The 18,148-nt window shown below is 47.2% G+C and carries 11 protein-coding genes; 7 read left to right on the plus strand and 4 right to left on the minus strand.

What is annotated here, in order from left to right:
* Nucleotide 1: 1 nt before the first annotated feature.
* The 7 genes from CLV42_RS13365 to CLV42_RS13395 all read left to right on the plus strand — a co-directional run bounded on the left by CLV42_RS13365 (nt 2) and on the right by CLV42_RS13395 (nt 11,572).
* Nucleotides 2-3,139 carry a SusC/RagA family TonB-linked outer membrane protein gene (locus tag CLV42_RS13365; RefSeq protein ID WP_106602409.1) on the plus strand — a complete coding sequence of 1,046 codons (3,138 nt, stop codon included), beginning with the start codon at nt 2-4 and terminating at the stop codon, nt 3,137-3,139.
* A gap of 55 nt (nt 3,140-3,194) precedes the next feature.
* Entirely contained in the window at nt 3,195-4,904 is a 1,710-nt protein-coding gene (locus tag CLV42_RS13370) for a RagB/SusD family nutrient uptake outer membrane protein (RefSeq protein WP_106602410.1), read from the plus strand.
* A 30-nt stretch (nt 4,905-4,934) separates the two neighbouring features.
* A complete protein-coding gene (locus tag CLV42_RS13375; protein ID WP_245901642.1) occupies nt 4,935-6,065 on the plus strand; it encodes a glycoside hydrolase family 88/105 protein in 1,131 nt (376 codons plus the stop codon).
* Nucleotides 6,066-6,087: 22 nt separating this feature from the next.
* Complete coding sequence (locus CLV42_RS34305) at nt 6,088-9,423, plus strand: rhamnogalacturonidase (protein WP_245901643.1); 3,336 nt, start codon at nt 6,088-6,090, stop codon at nt 9,421-9,423.
* Between the two features lie 278 nt (nt 9,424-9,701).
* Complete coding sequence (locus tag CLV42_RS13385; RefSeq protein ID WP_089836954.1) at nt 9,702-9,908, plus strand: hypothetical protein; 207 nt, start codon at nt 9,702-9,704, stop codon at nt 9,906-9,908.
* A gap of 64 nt (nt 9,909-9,972) precedes the next feature.
* A complete protein-coding gene (locus tag CLV42_RS13390) occupies nt 9,973-11,145 on the plus strand; it encodes a DUF4221 family protein (RefSeq protein WP_106602411.1) in 1,173 nt (390 codons plus the stop codon).
* Nucleotides 11,120-11,572, plus strand: coding sequence for a hypothetical protein (locus tag CLV42_RS13395; protein WP_106602412.1), 453 nt, complete (start codon nt 11,120-11,122; stop codon nt 11,570-11,572). The genes CLV42_RS13390 and CLV42_RS13395 overlap by 26 nt, the downstream gene beginning before the upstream one ends.
* Before the next feature lie 7 nt (nt 11,573-11,579).
* Here the strand turns inward: CLV42_RS13395 and CLV42_RS13400 are convergent, their stop codons facing one another.
* The 4 genes from CLV42_RS13400 to CLV42_RS13415 form a co-directional block, all read right to left on the minus strand.
* Nucleotides 11,580-12,023 carry an SRPBCC family protein gene (locus CLV42_RS13400; RefSeq protein WP_106602413.1) on the minus strand — a complete coding sequence of 148 codons (444 nt, stop codon included), beginning with the start codon at nt 12,021-12,023 and terminating at the stop codon, nt 11,580-11,582.
* A gap of 58 nt (nt 12,024-12,081) precedes the next feature.
* Nucleotides 12,082-13,209, minus strand: a complete 1,128-nt coding sequence (locus CLV42_RS13405; RefSeq protein WP_106602414.1) for a glycoside hydrolase family 130 protein — start codon at nt 13,207-13,209, stop codon at nt 12,082-12,084.
* A gap of 342 nt (nt 13,210-13,551) precedes the next feature.
* Nucleotides 13,552-14,985, minus strand: a complete 1,434-nt coding sequence (locus tag CLV42_RS13410; protein WP_106602415.1) for a TolC family protein — start codon at nt 14,983-14,985, stop codon at nt 13,552-13,554.
* Nucleotides 14,978-18,145 (minus strand): efflux RND transporter permease subunit, encoded by a 3,168-nt coding sequence (locus CLV42_RS13415; protein ID WP_106602416.1) that lies wholly within the window; start codon nt 18,143-18,145, stop codon nt 14,978-14,980. Before CLV42_RS13415 ends, CLV42_RS13410 begins: the two co-directional genes overlap by 8 nt.
* Between the last annotated feature and the right edge of the window lie 3 nt (nt 18,146-18,148).

Consider the following 18,148-nt stretch of genomic DNA (forward strand, 5'->3'; position numbering starts at 1 on the left):
TATGAAAAATCTGATCACTGCAATTACATGCAATAGTTGCAGCAGCAGGAAGATATGGGCTATTGCCATATGGTATTACTTCATTTGTTTATCGGGGAGTGTATATGCACAGGATAAAGAGGAGGTAGAGATAAAAGGGGTAGTCACCAATGAGCAGGGAGAATCCCTGCCTGGGGCTATCATCAGAGTAAAAGGAGGTACTCATGGAACAGCAGCAACAGCCGGAGGGCAGTTCAGCATCACCGTCCCGAAAAAATCTATACTCAGCATCTCCTTTACAGGGTATATCCGTAAAGAGATCATTGTCGGCAATGATCATCAGTCCGGGATGATCGTTCCACTACAACTGGATAACAAGGGGCTGAATGAAGTAGTGGTAGTGGGATATGGTACCCAAAAGAAATCAGACGTAACAGGTTCCATCGTTTCCATCAAAGAACAGTCCCTCAGAGAGGTACCTGTGGCCAATCTGAGCCAGGCGTTACAGGGACAGGGCGCCGGCATCGACGTACAGAAAAACGGTGGTAACAGCAAGCCCGGTGCAAAACCCAAAATACTGGTAAGAGGTACCCGGTCAGTGAATGCTTCCAATGATCCATTATTCGTTGTAGATGGTATTCCTTTTAACGGGGACATAAACGACCTGAACCCTGACGATGTAGTGTCTGTCGAAGTATTGAAAGATGCTTCTGCTACGGCTATCTATGGTTCAAGAGGTGCCAACGGCGTGATCCTCGTCAGTACCCGAAGAGGTAAAACAGGCAGACCCGTTATTACCTACAGTGCCTATGCCGGATTTGTGAAGAATATAGGTGAATACGATGTAATGGACGGACCACAATTCACCAACTTTAAAAAATGGGCGCTTATTAATGAAACACCCGGTAAATATACCGGTTTGGACGATCCATCTTTTTATACCAACGGAAGCTTCAGCCAGGAAGAAGTACAGGGTATCAAAATGGGGCGCAGTGTTGACTGGCAGAAACTGATCTATAAGAGCGGGATAACAACAAATCACCAACTGGGCATTACCGGAGGATCAGAGACGACGCAATACGCCTTGTCAGGTGGATATTACAAAGAGACGGGCATCTACTCAGGTCAGTCTTTCGGACGTTTTTCCGTGAAAGCGAGCGTTGATCAGCAGCTTGGAAAATCAGTCAAAGTTGGGCTCAGTACACTGAACACCTATTCCGTCACGAATGGAGAAAATGCCAATCCGATGGGGCAGGTATTACGTGCTAATCCGCTGGTATCGCCATACGATAGTACTGGCGCATTGATTAATGCATATGTACCAGGTACTGCTAACCAGGTATGGAATCCATTGTCTAATTTCCTGCCTGGTGCAGCTGTAGAGACGCGTAAAAGATCAGGTACCTTCACGACTTTATATGCAGAGGTTAGTCTGGCAAAAGGTCTGAAATACCGGTTCAATGCAGGGGCAGAAATAAGGAATGATGTATACGGGAACTTCTATGCCAGCAAAACAACGTACAACCAGGGTACTTTGTCTACTTCCAGCAATCAGACAAAAATGAACATCGATTATACCCTCGAAAACCTGCTGATCTACGAGAAGACGATTGCCCGGAAACATAACATCAACTTCACCGGTTTATACAGCTTACAGGAATCGGCATTACAGTCCAATACCTTCAATAACAACACCATCCTTGCAGACTTCCTGCAGTACTTTAATCCACAGTATTCAGCCAACCTTACAGGACAAGGCAAATATGAGAAATGGGACATCCTCTCTTACATGGCAAGACTCAACTATAACTATGATGAAAGATACCTGCTTACGCTGACCATGCGTTCAGATGGTTCTTCCCGTCTGGCGCCAGGCAATAAATACCATGTATTCCCATCTGTATCTGCCGCCTGGAACCTATATAAGGAGCGCTTCCTGTCAAAGGCACACGCACTCACCAACCTGAAGCTAAGAGTAGGATATGGTTCTGTAGGTAATACCGCCATCTCTCCTTATCAGACTTTAGGAGCCTTATCACCTGTTACATACAACTTTGGCTCCAGCAATGTTACCGGTGCTTATCCTACGACTGTGGCCAACCCGGCCCTAACCTGGGAATACACAGCCACTTTAAATGCAGGGATCGACATCGGCCTGTGGGACAATCGTGTAACGGGATCAATAGATGTGTATAAACAACAAACACGCTCCCTGTTATTACCACAAACTTTGCCGCCCACTTCCGGTATTCCCAATGCGATTGTGACAAATGTGGGAAAGACTTCCAACAGGGGAATCGAGTTACAGCTCAGCACCGTGAACATCCGCGATGCCCGTAGCGGCTTCACCTGGACGACAAACCTCAACGTATTCATTAACCGTGGTAAGATCACCCAACTGGCGAATGGCGTTACCAGGGATATCAATAACAACTGGTTTGTAGGATATCCGATAGGTGTCATTTTCGATTATAAGAAACAAGGGATCTGGCAGAATACAAAAGAAGATTCCCTGATCGCCAAAGGATATGGACTGACCGTAACAAATCCCGGCTCTGTAATAGGCCAGTTAAGGCTGGCGAATACAAACGGAGATTCCCTGATCAATGCAGACGATAGGGTGATATTAGGCTCTAATCAGCCGAAATGGGAGGGTGGTATTACCAACCGTTTTAGCTTTAAAGGATTTGATCTTACCATCGTTGCCTTCGTAAGAATGGGCGGAATGATTGTGAGCAAGATGCACCAGAGCGGTAGTTTTATCAACACCTATCAGAGTAATTACAACAACCTGGATGTAGATTACTGGACGCCCGGCAGTGGTGAGAATTTTTATCCTAAACCCAACCATGCCAACACCAATACACCCAATAGTTCCCTGTTAAGTTATTTCGATGGAAGCTATCTGAAAATCAGGACACTCAGCCTTGGTTATAGCCTCACGCCCGCTATTGCGAAACGATGGGGCGTAGGTGCCATAAGGATATATACGACTGCGCAGAATCCTTTTATTCTCTTTTCTCCCTACCGGAACAAATACAAGGGGATAGATCCGGAAACAGCGATGGACTCAGGTTCCGGCACCAATAACCAGGGAGCATTGAATGTGGATACACCTGGTACCTGGTCAATGATATTTGGCGTCAACGTGTCACTGTGATGCATATAGTGTAATCCGGACAATAGTTCCGGAAGAATTACAAAAACTATCAGTTATGAAAAAGGTCAGTATATATATCATCAATCTCCTGTTTATAACAGGCTTGTTTTATGGCTGTCAGAAGAAGCTGGAAGAAGAACCTCATTCTGTGCTTACACCCGATTTCTTCACCACAGCGCAGGGCTTTGAAGCCGGTCTGAATGCTGCCTATGCAGGTACCCGCTGGATATGGGGACCGCAGGACTTTTATAGTCTGACGGTATGTGGCACTGATGAATTTAAAAGAGGAGTGGACGGCAATAGCGATCTCAATAGCTATTCCAGTAATTATACGGCCACAAATGGTAATGTGACCAATGTCTGGAAGTATTGTTACACGTATATCAATACCTGCAATGGCCTTGTGGATAATGCCTCGCAGATACCAGGGATGGATTCAACGATCAAAAAAAGGATGGTAGGTGAAGCCAGGTTCCTGCGGGCCAATTATTATTTTATTCTCGTACAACTGTGGGGAGATGTAACACTGAACAAGCATTTCCAGAACACGCCCACTACCTCGGCGGTACGCGATCCTTTGGCGAACGTATATGATTTCATTATTGAAGATCTGACTGCCGCTATAGCCAGTCTGCCGCCAGGTCCTCTTACTGCCGGTGTACAACCAGGCCGGGCTACAGCTGCTGCTGCCTCTCATCTCCTGGCAAAGGTCTATCTTACCAGAGCCGGTTCCCTTGCTAAGAAAGCAGATGATTACAAAAATGCATATACAACCGCCGCTGGATTGATCAGCAACAGTGCGGCAGGAGTAGGGCTGCTATCTGATTTCGCAAAGGTATTCCAGGAAGGAAATGAAGCGAATATGGAAGTGTTGTGGACGGTGCAGCATACTTCCAATCTTGCCTACAATGGCTCTCCCAAACAGGATAACCGTGATGCAGATAACCTCTTATGCCACCTGTGGGTACCTCAGTATGAGAACCAACCCGGTATGCAACGGGATGTTTTCTATGGACGACCTTATATACGGGTGATTCCTACCCGCTGGCTGACAGATACGGTGTTTGCCGACAAGGTCAATGATACCCGCTATAATAAAAGCTTTCAGATTGCCTGGATCTGTAATGCCCGAAAACTGATCCCTAACTGGCCTAGCCCTTTACCACCGGGAGCACCGGTTAATGCGCAGCCAGGAAAGCCAAAATTCGGACCAGGAGATACTGCGATATTTATGCCCGGTTACGAAATGCCTGATGCACAAATACAGGCGAAGCCTTACCAGGTCATCACGCCCAATAAATATGTGCCGGCTCTCGCACCTACTTTGACGAAATATTTCGATACCAAACGTACTGATATGAATGCTCCATCCATCAGGCCTATCATTGTATACCGGCTGGCAGATACCTACCTGATAGCTGCCGAAGCGGCACTCATGGATGGAAGGCCGGGCGATGCTGTGGGCTTCATCAACGCCATCCGCAGAAGGGCGGCTTATCCTACAGGTAATCCGCAGGCAATGGAAGTACAGGCGTCAGATCTGTCGCTTGATTTTATCCTGGATGAACGTGCACGTGAATTATGCGGAGAACTAACAAGATGGCAGGACCTGATAAGAACAGGACAATTACTGACACGGGTAAGATTGCATAATACAGACGGACAAAAGAATATACAGGAGAAACATAAACTCCGTCCTATTCCGCAAACGCAGATAGATGCAACAACAACTGGTCCTAAGTACCCACAGAACCCGGGGTGGTAAATGATTGCTATTAACCGTAAAAACAAACATATGAAAAGAAAGCCTGCAGGCATGCTCCTGTCCATGACGGTCTTAGTCCATTGCAGTGTGGCTTATGCGCAAACCAGCACACTAAAGAATTTTCCGAACGGCAGCTCTCCGCAGGAGGTAGGAAAACGGGTAGCCAACCGGTTCATTGCATCCCCACATCCTAATTTCGGCAGGCCAACGCCTCCTTCTGTTATCACCTATCCGGAGGTCTGTACCTGGTATGGTGCATTGGCATTCGCAAAGGAAAGTAAGGACAAGGCACTGACGACAAAACTTGCTGAGCGCTTTGAACCGCTTTTCGGGGCAGATACGGCACTGGTGCCTAAGTCAGACCACGTGGACCATGCCGTGTTTGGGTCTGTGCCCTTAGAGCTATACCAGCAAACGAAAGATCCGCGTTACCTGGAGATGGGAAAAAAGATCGCAGATAAACAGTGGGGAACACCGGAAGGACCGCATGTGAAACCTGAAGGCCTTGCTCATTACAAACAGGGACTTAGCTGGCAGACGCGTATGTGGATCGATGACATGTTCATGATCACCGCTGTACAGGCACAGGCTTATCGGGCTACAGGAAACAAAGCATACATAGATCGCGCTGCGAAGGAAATGGTAGTCTATCTCGATTCCCTGCAACAGCCTAACGGACTGTTTTATCATGCGCCGGATGTTCCTTTCTTCTGGGGCAGAGGTGATGGCTGGATGGCAGCAGGTATGAGTGAGTTGTTACGTTCATTGCCTGCCAATAATCCCGACAGGCCACGCATCATGGAAGGATACAAAAAGATGATGGCGGCATTACTGAAATACCAGGCGGAAGACGGTATGTGGCGGCAGCTGATAGATGATCCGGCTTCCTGGCCGGAGACGTCCAGTACCGGTATGTTCACCTTTGCCATGATCACAGGGGTGAAGCAGGGATGGCTTGACGCAAAAATGTATGGACCTGCCGCACGTAAGGCGTGGCTGGCATTGGTCACTTACATTGATGGCAATGGTGATGTCCGTGAAGTATGTGAAGGCACCAACAAGAAGAACGATCGGCAGTATTACCTCGACCGTAAACGTATTACCGGCGATATGCATGGACAGGCGCCATTGTTATGGTGTGCTGCCGCCTTATTAAGATAGGTTACATCAATAAAGATATGTTATGAAGATACAGGCCCTTCTTTGCACGCTGCTGCTGGCGGCAAAAGCTTTTGCTGCCGATACTACATTGGTGACCAGTCCGGACGGGCAGATCCGGTTCAGGTTATTTACTGATCATCATCAGTTATACTATTCAGTTACCTGCCGGAATACCCCGGTTATTGCTGCATCACCGATGGTATTATCTGTGGATGATCATCTGCTGACTGACGACGTAACAACGGGAACGGTAAAGCGGTATAGCATTGACGAACGTTATCCCTGGAATGGGGTACATGCCGTGGCTGTCAATAACTGCCAGGGCGCCAGTATAGCCCTGAAGCAAGGCTCCACCGCTTATACCCTGGATGTACGTGTATTTAACAACGGTATCGCTTTCCGCACAGTAGTGCCTGGCGCTGCAGGTGTTAATCGCGTTCCTGATGAGGCAACGGTATTCAATATCCCTGCGGGAAGTGAGATATGGTATCATGACCTGAGCATGCACTATGAAAGTGTGTATGCAAAAAAAGAGATATCCGCTTTACAGGCAGGAGAGTGGGTAGCGCCACCAGCTACGGTTAAATTGCCAACGGGTATTTACGCGTCCATTACAGAAGCAGATCTCGTGAACTATAGTGGCATGGCGTTGGAAGCAAATGGCAAGCAGGGACTGGTGGTACGCCTGGCACAACATCAACCGGTTTCTTATCCCTATAAACTACGCTACAGCGAAGAGGATGTACAACGTTCTCTCAAACCTGCGGCGATCAGTGGCACCATTACTACTCCCTGGCGGGTAGTAATGGTCGGCGCTGACCTGAATACAATGGTCAACAATGACATGGTGCAGAATCTTTGTCCGCCGCCCGATCCGAAACTCTTTCCTCAAGGCATACACACTGACTGGATCAGACCCGGGCGTGCAGTATGGAAATACCTTGATGGTGGCGGAGAAGGTACACCCGTTGTCATGAAGCAATTCTCCGCAGAAGCAGGTGCGCTGGGATTTGAACACAATATCCTGGAAGGCTTCTGGGATAAATGGACAGACGATCAGATCAGGGATGTGGTCAACGATGCTAAAAGCCATCATGTAGGCATCTGGGTCTGGAAGCACTCTAAAGCATTGCGTGATAAAACGGTACGGCAGGCCTTTTTCAAACGCTGTCATGACCTGGGTATAACAGGTGTCAAGATCGACTTCTTTGATAGTGAAGCAAAGGAAGTGATAGACCTCTATACGGCTATTCTGCAGGAAACGGCCGTGTATCACCTGTTAACGGATTTCCACGGGGCTAACAAACCAACAGGTCTGGCCCGTACCTGGCCCAATGAAATGACAAGGGAAGCCGTGAAAGGCATGGAAGCCAGTAAGCTGGCTGATAGAGCCGTACATGAAACTACGCTGCCATTCACACGCTTTCTGGCTGGTCCGGCAGAATATACGGTTGTGCATTTCGGAGAACGCAGGAAGAATACTTCCTGGGCTCACCAGATAGCCAGCGCCGCTATCCTGAGTGCGCCTTTGCTTACCTATGCTGCTCAACCACAACATATCATTGAGAACCCTGCCCACGACCTGATAAAACGCATTCCTTCCACCTGGGATGAAACCATCGTATTGCCGCCATCTGAAATAGGTGAACTGGCCGTATTTGCCCGGCGTAAAGGTGATACCTGGTTCCTGGCAGTGATGAATGGAGATACGCCGCAGCAGATAAACATCCCGCTCTCTTTCCTGCAGAAAACGAATTACAAGGTGTCTGTAGTGAAAGACATTCCTGATAGTACAGGTGCTGTAAAGGTGGAGGAAGTAACCTATACACAGAAAGATGTGATCTCGCTGCAACTGACGCCGGGTGGCGGGTATGTAGCGATGTTCCTTGCGTCCTCTCCGGAAAAGAGTGTATATAATGTACGCGATTTCGGTGCAAAAGGAGATGGATACGCGCTGGATGGAGATGCCATTAACAATGCAATAACGGCGGCTGCAGTTACCGGAGGAACGGTTTATTTCCCGGCAGGGAATTATCTCTCTTACACCATCCGGTTAAAAAGTAATATCGCCCTGTATATTGATCATGGAGCTACTATTATCGCAGCAAAAGAAGTGAATGGTATCGGTTATGATGAGCCGGAACCTAATCCCCATGAGGCTTACCAGGATTTCGGTCATAGCCATTGGCAAAATAGCCTGATCTATGGCGAAGGATTGCATGATATTGCTATTATCGGTACAGGGATGATATGGGGCAAAGGATTGACACGCAGTACAAACCAACCTCCGGGAGGTGGTAATAAAGCGATTGCGCTGAAACTGTGCCGTAATGTAACGATAAGTGATATTTCCATATTACATGGCGGACATTTCGGGTTGTTGGCAACAGGTGTTGATAACCTCAATATACGCGGTGTGAAAGTGGATACAGACAGGGATGGCTTTGATATAGACTGCTGCAAAAATGTAAGGATATCAGATTGTACGGTGAACTCTCCCTTCGATGATGGTATCTGCCTGAAAAGCTCTTTTGCACTGGGATATGCGAAGGCTACCGAGAACGTGACGATCACCAATTGCCAGGTAAGCGGGTATGATGAGGGAACCTTGCTGGATGGTACTTTCAAAAGAGAGTACAGGAAATACTCAGATAATACTACCACCGGTCGTATAAAGATGGGAACAGAATCAAACGGTGGATTTAAGAATGTAACTATTTCCAATTGTGTATTTGATTATTCCCGCGGACTTGCACTGGAAACAGTGGATGGAGGTCCGCTGGAAGACGTGACCATCAGCAATATCACCATGCGGGATATTGTCAATGCACCTATTTTTATCCGTTTAGGTGCAAGAATGAGAGGACCGGACAGTCTTGCGGTGGGAACCTGCCGGCGGATCATCCTCAGCAATATTGTGGTGTCTAATGCCGACTCCCGCTATGGGGCTATCATCAGCGGAATTCCGGGACATGCTATTGAAGACCTGCAATTAAGTAATATCAGTATCAGTTATAAGGGTGGAGGTAGCCGGGAAATGGCCGGAAGGGACGTGCCTGAATATGAAAAGGATTATCCTGAACCTTACCGCTTTGGAATGATGCCCGCCTATGGTTTTTTCGTCCGCCATGTTAAAGGACTAAACATGCATGATGTAAAGGTCGGTTTCATGAAAGATGAGTTACGTCCAGCTTTTATATTGGATAATGTAAGCGGGGTAACCATGTATTACATTGACGCACAAAAAATGCCGGAAGCGTCGCTTATCAGTTTAAAGCAGGTACAACAATTTACTATTCACCAAAGCAAAGGCGTCCGGGACACGGCACTGGATAATGCGCAGAAAGCAGTACTATAAAGGCTATCCGTTATCATCCATGTGGGATTGTAAGAAAAAGGACGCAGAACGAAGCACTGTCTACATGTCATCTTGACAATTTTAGAAGAATAAGCCGTAGCTATTTCAGAACAGTTGTGATGAATTAAAGTTTTTTTACTTAAATTTATTCACGTACTGAAAATTATGAATACCCGCTGATGCCAATATCCTGTAATCAGTAATGTGTTATACCCGGTTGTGATTTTGTTAACGTCAGTGCTGCTACGTTGCTTTTCCTTCATTTAAAACAATACAAGATGAAAAGATCCCTCATGCTTTTTGGTATTGCTGTTACAGCAATTGTTTTGTTCGTATCCGGTTCATCTTCCGGAAGCGCCTGCCAGGACGATCATCATGGTCTGCGCGGAAAATGCAGGATCACTGTTGTAGGTGGTGTATACCACTACGACTGCGTATCTGCCATTAATCCGGATGAAACCAATTGTACGTATTATGTAGAATAGCGAATGATAAACAGGGCGTAACCCGCCCTGTTTATTTTTATTATTGTCAAGTCTAAACGGAGCTATGTCAGGAAGATCCTTGTTATTATTATGGGGCGCCGTTATCTCTCTATATGCCTGTAACAGCAAAACGGAGAAGCCCTGGTCTAATTGTAATACTGCCGGTACCATTATCCCACTGACCATATCCACTAACGATACGCTGAATCTTTACCTGGATAGTCTCATGGTAATGGGTATTTCAACACCTATAGATTATCATGCAGCGGAAAATATATTGTATGCATTTGACAGCTACAACAAACGCCTGCTGCAATATCCACTTGGAAAAGCCGGACCGGTACATCCGGATAGTATCTACCCGGTGAACATCAGGCAGAAGATATCTTATATGAAATATCTCTCTGCGGATAGTCTTATTCTTTATACCTATGGTAGTGCAAGGCTGTCCTATTATTCCCTGATCCATGATACTGTATACAGGAGTATTGATTTCATCAACCGTGAAGCACCCCGTATGAAAGGGACCGCCGCTGCCTGGCCTTACGCCAATGCGGCATCACCTGTTTTCTTTCTGGGCAACAGGATCATCGGTACGGGATTCCTGTTGGGGGAGAAGGATGGAGAGCATGTTAAGGGCCGTACTATCTGCACAACGATCGATCTGCCTGCAGGCAATATCAGTCATCATCAATCGTATTCAAAAGTGTACTGGCAGCATAACTGGGGAGGATCGCATATGCGCACGCCATATGCCACATATAATGAAGGGACAAAACACCTGGTCATCAGTCTCCCGGCTGATCATAACATACAGGTCATTGACAGTAGCTGGCAGACGAAAGAGTTGTATGCCGGAAGCAGGAATAACATCTGTATCACATCCATGTCATTATCTAAAGATGATAAACAAATACTGGATCCGAATCTGGCCCTGGCCTATTACAGCAGTACGCCTTCCTATCGTAATATCATTTATGATCAGTACCATGACAGGTATTACAGGCTACTGGAACTACCTCCTGCTGATCATGTATCGATCACCGGTAAATTAAGAGGAAAACAAGCCAGCCTTATCGCATTTGATAAAGACTTTACTTACCTGGGAGAAGCCCCCCTGCCTGATGCATTGGCACTGGACAACTTCTTTGTTACACACGAAGGGGTATATTTTCTGAATGCCAATAACAAGGACCAAAACATCGCGCAATATGTACAATGTAAGATTGAATTATAATCTGCTGTTTCTATGCATTACACTACTGATAACATCCTGTACTGACAAATATGCAACCCTCAACAACACCATAGGGGTATTGGATAAAGACAAACTTAGCACAGGCAGTTATGTTATTATTCCTAATCAGGGTTGTGAAGGTTGTATCAGTACAGCCGAAGCATTTGTAAAGAATAATATCAGTAAGTCGGGTAATATCAGGTATATCTTCACCCGGATACAATCTGCCAAATTACTGAAGATAAAACTGGGGACTGATGTAATGGCCAGCAATAAGGTCTTACTGGATACAGCTGACAGGATTGAATATCCTGATAAGGAAAAAGAGATCTATCCGATGATTGTTACAATGAAAGATCATCGCGTTGACAAGGTAACTTATCAAAGTCCGGATAGTGATGGCTTGAATGTTTTGGTAGGAAAATAGACGGCGCTTAAGACGGTATACCAGCCTCTATATACTGTTTCAGCATGGCCAATGTGCCATTCCAATAGAAATTCAGATGATGGTAGATCGTCTCAGTAGGAAAATTACTGATCGTCAAAGATAAGGCCGTATGTCCTTCTGCTGGCCCTAACTCAAACCGGAGCACTGAATAATTCTTCTGATCGTCCGGTAGCCGGGAGATAGAACTCAGGAAATTATAACTCACTACACTACCAGGTAAATACGCCAGCACAATCCCCCTGTTCTCAAATGTAACATGATGAAACCCCTTGACAAGTATAGGCGCACCTACTTCCCAGCTGGTGGTAATTTCCAGTCCCATTTCAGGGGTTCCCATCCATGCCTGCATGGATGCGGTGTCAGTCAGTGATGCCCATACTTTATCTGCAGGGGCATTGATCAGTATCTTCTTCTCCAGTATTTCTTCCATGGTTTCCGTTGATTGATCCTTTGTGTAGCAGGCAACAAATATCAGGAAATCTATCCATCTAATTAGCCTTTGCAGGGTCATACACCGCCACTGCCACCCTGGAGTCGGCACATCCGTAATAAAGCAGGTATTTGCCCTTAAAATAGACCAGTCCCTCGATAAACACCGTTCCCGCAGGATACTGCCCGCTTTTTTCAAATGGTTCGGTGGGAACCATAAATGGCTGGTCAAGCCGGGTAATGAACTTTGACGGGTCATCTGCACTAAACAGCATTTGCCCGGCACAGTAGGAATTGGCTGTATAGTTGGTATCCCTGTCCTTGCCGCCCAAATTTTTCCCGTTATATAGCAATACGATGCCTTTATCGGTCAGAATTGCTGGAGGGCCACACTCGGTCAGGTTACTGTCGAAGTAGCCTTTACGGGGAGATATGAGCGGTTTAAGGGCACCTTTTTCATCCACTACCGGTACCCAGTCAACGAGATTATCCGAAGTGGCTGCATAAACGTGGTATTCTCCCCAGTACATCCAGTACTTCCCCTTATATTTCGTGATCCGGAGCTGTCCGTCCTTCAGCTTCGTTAACACGGAGGCTGATTTAGAAGGGATATTATGGAACCTGCCATTATAAGCATCCTGGAAAATGGGACCATGCTTCTTCCAGTGTACCAGGTCTTTTGACGTTGCGGCGCCCAAACGGGGCACTTTTTTGTTCCATTGGGTATATAACATCAGATAAGTGCCATCTTCCGTTACAGCCACCCTGGGATCCTCGCAGCCGCCTGTCCATTCGAACTCCTGCTGGTCGTCTTTCCCGGGGAAGAGTACCGGCTTGCCCATACGCTTCATGGCAATGCCATCTGTGCTTTCTGCCAACCCGATCCTGGAGGTACGGTGGCCTATACCTATGCCGGATTTGTCCTCGGCACGGTAAAGCACATATACCTTCCGGTCCTTTACCGCGGCGGCAGGGTTGAAGGTATCATTGCTCTCCCAGTCCAGCTGTTGCTGCCGCATGGGATCATAAAAACGACTGCCTGAGTCCGGCGAAATGATAGGATTGGCGCCTGGAGGTCTCACGAATGGTCCCAGCGCCCAGTCGGGAAGCCGGTGGATGGGTTGCTGCGCAAATAGCTGAGAATGAATGGATAACAGGAACAGAAGCAATAAACGTGGATTTCTCATATGATAATGAACGGGTTGTCGCTAAAATAATAAATGAAGGTGATACTTCACAGCTGCAGTCGAATTCCTTTTGTATTTATGGGATTACCTGGCTAAGGCCTTGCCAGTCAGTACTTACCAGGTCTTGATAAGGATCTGGTTTCGGTCTGATTCCTATATCTCCATATCGCTACAACGTCATTTCCATATCACTTTACCGTCATCTCTATATCGATTCGATATAGAGATGACGGTAAAGTGATATGGAAATGACGGTATAGTGATATGGAAGAAACGGGAAAAGATCGAACACTGACCAATATCAGGACGATCTTTCCCCGTTTCTTCGGTTTATTGGGTATCTTAATTCCATCCGCCGCCCAGGGCCTGGTAAATATTGACCATGGCGTTCAGCTGTTGCTTTTTGGTCTCAATCAGCTCAAATTTCGATTCCAGCGCATCCCTTTGGGTAAGCAGCACCTCCATGTAATCAGCCCTTGCTGACTGGAAGAGACTATTGGAAATCGCGATTGACTCGGAGAGGGTCTGTACCTGCTGTGATTTCAGCTCATAGCTTTTAGCCAGGTTACCGATCTTGATCATCTGGTTGGCCACTTCAACATAGGCGTTTAAGATGGTCCGCTCGTAGTTGTAAGCCGCCTGTACCTGTTTCGCATTGGCAGTAGCATAGTTGGCCTTGATCGCATTTTTGTTGACCAACGGCGCGATCAGGTCACCTGCCAGGGAATACATCAGCGATTTAGGCGTCCTGAACAGGTATGTCGGATTGAAGGCGTTATAACCAAAACCGGCAGAAATACCCAGGGAAGGGTAGAACTGGGCTTTAGCGACCTTTATATCCAGTTTGGACGCCACCAGGTCGAGTTCAGCCTGTTTGATATCAGGACGGTTCGCCAGCAACTGAGAGGGGATACCGGAATGAATGATCTCCGGCATCGGACTGTCGAAAGTCTGGAGATTTCTTTGGATCGGCTGCGGATATCTACCCAGCAGGAAGTTGATCCTGTTCTCTGTTTCGGTGATCTTCTGCTGAATATCGTACTGCAGGCTTTTGGTGTTCAGCACCTCGGCCTCAAATTTACGTACAGCCAGTTCGGTGACCCGGGTAGCTTCCTTCTGCAGTTTTACTACTTCCAGCGCATTGTTCAGGATGTCGATATTCTGTTTTACAATGCCCAGCTGATTATCCAGCGCCAATAACTCATAGTAGGAGTTCGCTATTTCTGCTATCAGGGTAGTCACGATGAAGTTCCTTCCTTCCACCGTTGAGAGGTACCTGGTCACTGCTGCTTTTTTAGCGTTGTGCAGTTTGTGCCAGATATCCACTTCCCAGTTTGCATATACGCCCAAGAGGAAATCTGGCAATGGGTCTGGCATTTCCTTTCCAGGCTCGATCTCGGTAGTAGCATCACCGGCACCCTGGCTGGTATAGCGACCTACCTTCTCTACTCCGGCGGCGCCTCTGACACCTACAAATGGCAGATACTCACCCTTTCTGGCCCTGATCTCATTCCTGGCGATCTCTATCTCCTCTAAGGTGATATTCAGTTCCTGGTTGTTCTTTAAAGCAGTATCTATCAGCGTAGCGAGGTAAGGATCTGTGAAGTATTCCTTCCACTTCAGCTTCGCTATATTGACAGTGTCCTGCGAGTTATTATAACTCGCAGGTACTGTTCTGTTCTCTGTCTTTTCCGTTAAAGCCGGTACGCCACAAGCCGCAGCAGCTAAGGAAACACAGGTTATTCCTATATACTTATATACTTTTTTTCTAAACATTGTGATCGATTTCTTCTGTTAAGGGGTTTCCGTCTTCGTCTTTAATGAGCTTGCGTTTTGCCGCAAGACCGCCGAATATGTAGTACAGTCCCGGGATGACGATCACACCGAAAACTGTTCCCAACAGCATACCGCCGGCTGATGCAGCACCAATGGTATGGTTACCGATAGCACCCGGGCCCGTTGCAAATAACAGTGGGATCAGACCGGCAATAAACGCGAGTGATGTCATCAGGATCGGACGGAAACGTGTTCTCGCACCTTCTATCGCAGCATCAATTACTGTTGCACCTGCACGATGTTTCTGCACGGCAAATTCCACGATCAATACGGCGTTCTTACCCAGCAAACCAACAAGCATTACCAGACCCACCTGTGCATAGATATCGTTTGCCAGTCCCATTATCTTCACGAGCAGGAATGCCCCGAAAATACCCGCAGGGAGGGAGAGGATCACCGCCAGTGGTAGCAGGAAGCTTTCATATTGGGCTGCGAGGATCAGGTATACGAAGGCCAGTACCACCAGGAAGATGTAAAGCGCTTCATTTCCACGTTCTACCTCATCTTTCGACAAACCTTCCCAGTCAATATCATATCCGCGTGGCAGTGTCTGTTTGGCTACTTCCTGGATCGCTTTGGTCGCTTCACCACTGCTGTAACCGGCTGCCGGCTCACCCCTGATAGCTGAAGAAGTGTACATGTTGTACCTGGTGATCTCATTCAATCCATGTGTTTTTCTGATAGACATGAACGCTGAATAAGGCACCATCTCATCTCTGTTGTTCTTTACGTACAGCTTCATCAGATCGTCTGGCAGTCGTCTGTATTCAGGAGATGACTGTACATACACTTTGAGAGAAGTACCGAACCTGATGAAACCAAGTTCATAGGTACTACCGATCAGGATGGAGAGGTTGTCCATCGCTTTACCGATAGATACCCCCTTCTGCATGGCAGCCTTGTTGTCGATCACCAGCTCATACTGAGGATAGTTGGCACTGAAGAAGGTGAAGAGACCTGTCAGCTCCTTGCGTTTGCCCAGGGCAGCCATAAACTGATCATTCACTTTTTCCAGCTCCTTATAATCATCACTGTTTGTTTTATCGAGCAGACGTAATGCGAAACCACCCGCAGCACCATAACCTGGTACAGCCGGAGGACCGAAGAACTCTATCGTTGCTCCCGGAATATCTTTTGATTTTTCCTCCAGTTCTTCGATGATCTGTGTTACATTATGCTTACGCTCAGACCAGTCTTTCAGACTGATCAGACAGGTACCTGCATTGGAACCCCTACCTTCTGTCAACACCTCATAACCTGCCAGTGCTGATACGGACTGGATACCTTCTATATGTTCAGCAATTTCCTGTACTCTTTTGGCCAGATCATTGGTCCTTTCCAGTGTGGCACCCGGAGGCGTCTGGATGATCGCATAGATCATACCCTGGTCTTCGTTGGGAATGAAGCCTGAGGCAAGATTACCGTTGATGCCTACTATACCGGCGCCGAAAGCCAGCAGGATACCAAAGGTGATCACTCTGCGGTTCACGATCAGTTTCAGCAAGCTGGCATATTTGCCGGTCAGTTTCTCGAACTGGTAGTTGAAACCATCGAGGAACCTGTTCATCAGCGTTTTCTTCCTTGGCTGTCCGTGGTTATTCTTCAGGATGATTGCACAAAGTACAGGCGTCAGTGTGAGTGCTACCACACCGGAGAGTACGATGGACGTAGCCATGGTAATCGCGAACTGCCGGTAGAAGATACCTACAGGTCCCGACATGAATGCCACCGGAATGAACACTGCCGTCATTACGAAGGTAATAGCGACAATCGCCCCGCTGATCTCGTGTATCACCTTTATCGTTGCCTGATAAGGCGACAGATGTTCTTCCTCCATCTTCGCATGGACGGCCTCTATCACCACAATGGCGTTGTCCACCACGATACCGATAGCCAGTACGAGTGCAAACAGTGTAATGAGGTTGATGGTCAGTCCGAACAGCTGCATGAAGAAGAACGCACCCACGAGTGACACAGGCACCGCCAGTGTCGGGATGAGGGTAGAACGCCAGTCGCCAAGGAAGATGAACACCACGATCGCCACCAGTATGAAGGCTTCTCCCAATGTATGCACTACTTTTTCAATAGAGGCATTCAGGAAGCTGGATACGTCATAGTCGATCTCATAATTCATTCCCGGAGGGAAAGAGCTCTTTTTAATTTCTTCCAGTTTGGCCTTGATGGCTTTAATTACATCACTCGCATTACTACCGTAAGTCTGTTTCAATACGATCGCCGCTGAAGGGTGACCGTTCAGGTTGGAGTAGATGTCGTAGAACTCACTTCCGAATTCAACATCTGCAATGTCTTTCAGATAAAGAAGCTCACCATTCGGATTAGCGCGGATAATCACCTCCTGGTATTGTTCCGGTTTATTGTAACGGCCCTGGTATGTCAACACGTATTCGAGTGACTCAGAACGTTTACCATCACTTCTTCCCAGACGACCGGGAGAGCCGATGATACTCTGATTGCTCAATGCTTCCATCACTTCATCTGTAGACACATTGTAAGCGCGCATACGGTCAGGTTTCAGCCAGATACGCATCGCATACTGGCGGCTACCGAGGATCTGTGCGTTACCGATACCTTTTACCCTTTTGAGCTCATTTAAGATATTGATGTTGGCGTAGTTATACAGGAAGTTCTCATCCGCATTTTTATCTGTACTGTATACGTTCACATACATCAGCATGTTTGGCTGCAGGATGTTCACCGTGATACCTTCACGTTGTACGAGTGGCGGGAGCCTGCTCGTTACCTGTTCGATCCTGTTCTTTACGTTTACTACGGCCTGATTCGGATCTGTACCGAGATCGAATACTACCTGTATATTGGCTTCACCGGCACTGGTAGCATCGGAGGTCATGTATTTCATACCCGGCACACCGTTTACAGCCTTTTCCATCGGAATGAGAACGGACTGGACCAGTACATCCGCACTGGCGCCGGGATAGGCTACGCTCACAATAACCCTCGGAGGTGCGATCGACGGGAACTGTGAGGTAGGTAAAGTATTAATGGCCAGTACGCCCATGAAGACAATGATCAGGGATATCACTATCGCAAAGACAGGCCTTTTCATGAATATGTTAAACATTCT

Source organism: Chitinophaga ginsengisoli (assembly GCF_003014595.1).
Lineage (GTDB): Bacteria > Bacteroidota > Bacteroidia > Chitinophagales > Chitinophagaceae > Chitinophaga > Chitinophaga ginsengisoli.

Excerpts from the sequence above, each read along its gene's own strand:
- CLV42_RS13365 (WP_106602409.1), top strand. The coding sequence starts at position 2 with ATGAAAAATCTGATCACTGCAATTACATGCAATAGTTGCAGCAGCAGG.
- CLV42_RS13370 (WP_106602410.1), top strand. The coding sequence starts at position 3,195 with ATGAAAAAGGTCAGTATATATATCATCAATCTCCTGTTTATAACAGGC.
- CLV42_RS13375 (WP_245901642.1), top strand. The coding sequence starts at position 4,935 with ATGAAAAGAAAGCCTGCAGGCATGCTCCTGTCCATGACGGTCTTAGTC.
- CLV42_RS34305 (WP_245901643.1), top strand. The coding sequence starts at position 6,088 with ATGAAGATACAGGCCCTTCTTTGCACGCTGCTGCTGGCGGCAAAAGCT.
- CLV42_RS13385 (WP_089836954.1), top strand. The coding sequence starts at position 9,702 with ATGAAAAGATCCCTCATGCTTTTTGGTATTGCTGTTACAGCAATTGTT.
- CLV42_RS13390 (WP_106602411.1), top strand. The coding sequence starts at position 9,973 with ATGTCAGGAAGATCCTTGTTATTATTATGGGGCGCCGTTATCTCTCTA.
- CLV42_RS13395 (WP_106602412.1), top strand. The coding sequence starts at position 11,120 with ATGTACAATGTAAGATTGAATTATAATCTGCTGTTTCTATGCATTACA.
- CLV42_RS13400 (WP_106602413.1), bottom strand. The coding sequence starts at position 12,023 with ATGGAAGAAATACTGGAGAAGAAGATACTGATCAATGCCCCTGCAGAT.
- CLV42_RS13405 (WP_106602414.1), bottom strand. The coding sequence starts at position 13,209 with ATGAGAAATCCACGTTTATTGCTTCTGTTCCTGTTATCCATTCATTCT.
- CLV42_RS13410 (WP_106602415.1), bottom strand. The coding sequence starts at position 14,985 with ATGTTTAGAAAAAAAGTATATAAGTATATAGGAATAACCTGTGTTTCC.
- CLV42_RS13415 (WP_106602416.1), bottom strand. The coding sequence starts at position 18,145 with ATGTTTAACATATTCATGAAAAGGCCTGTCTTTGCGATAGTGATATCC.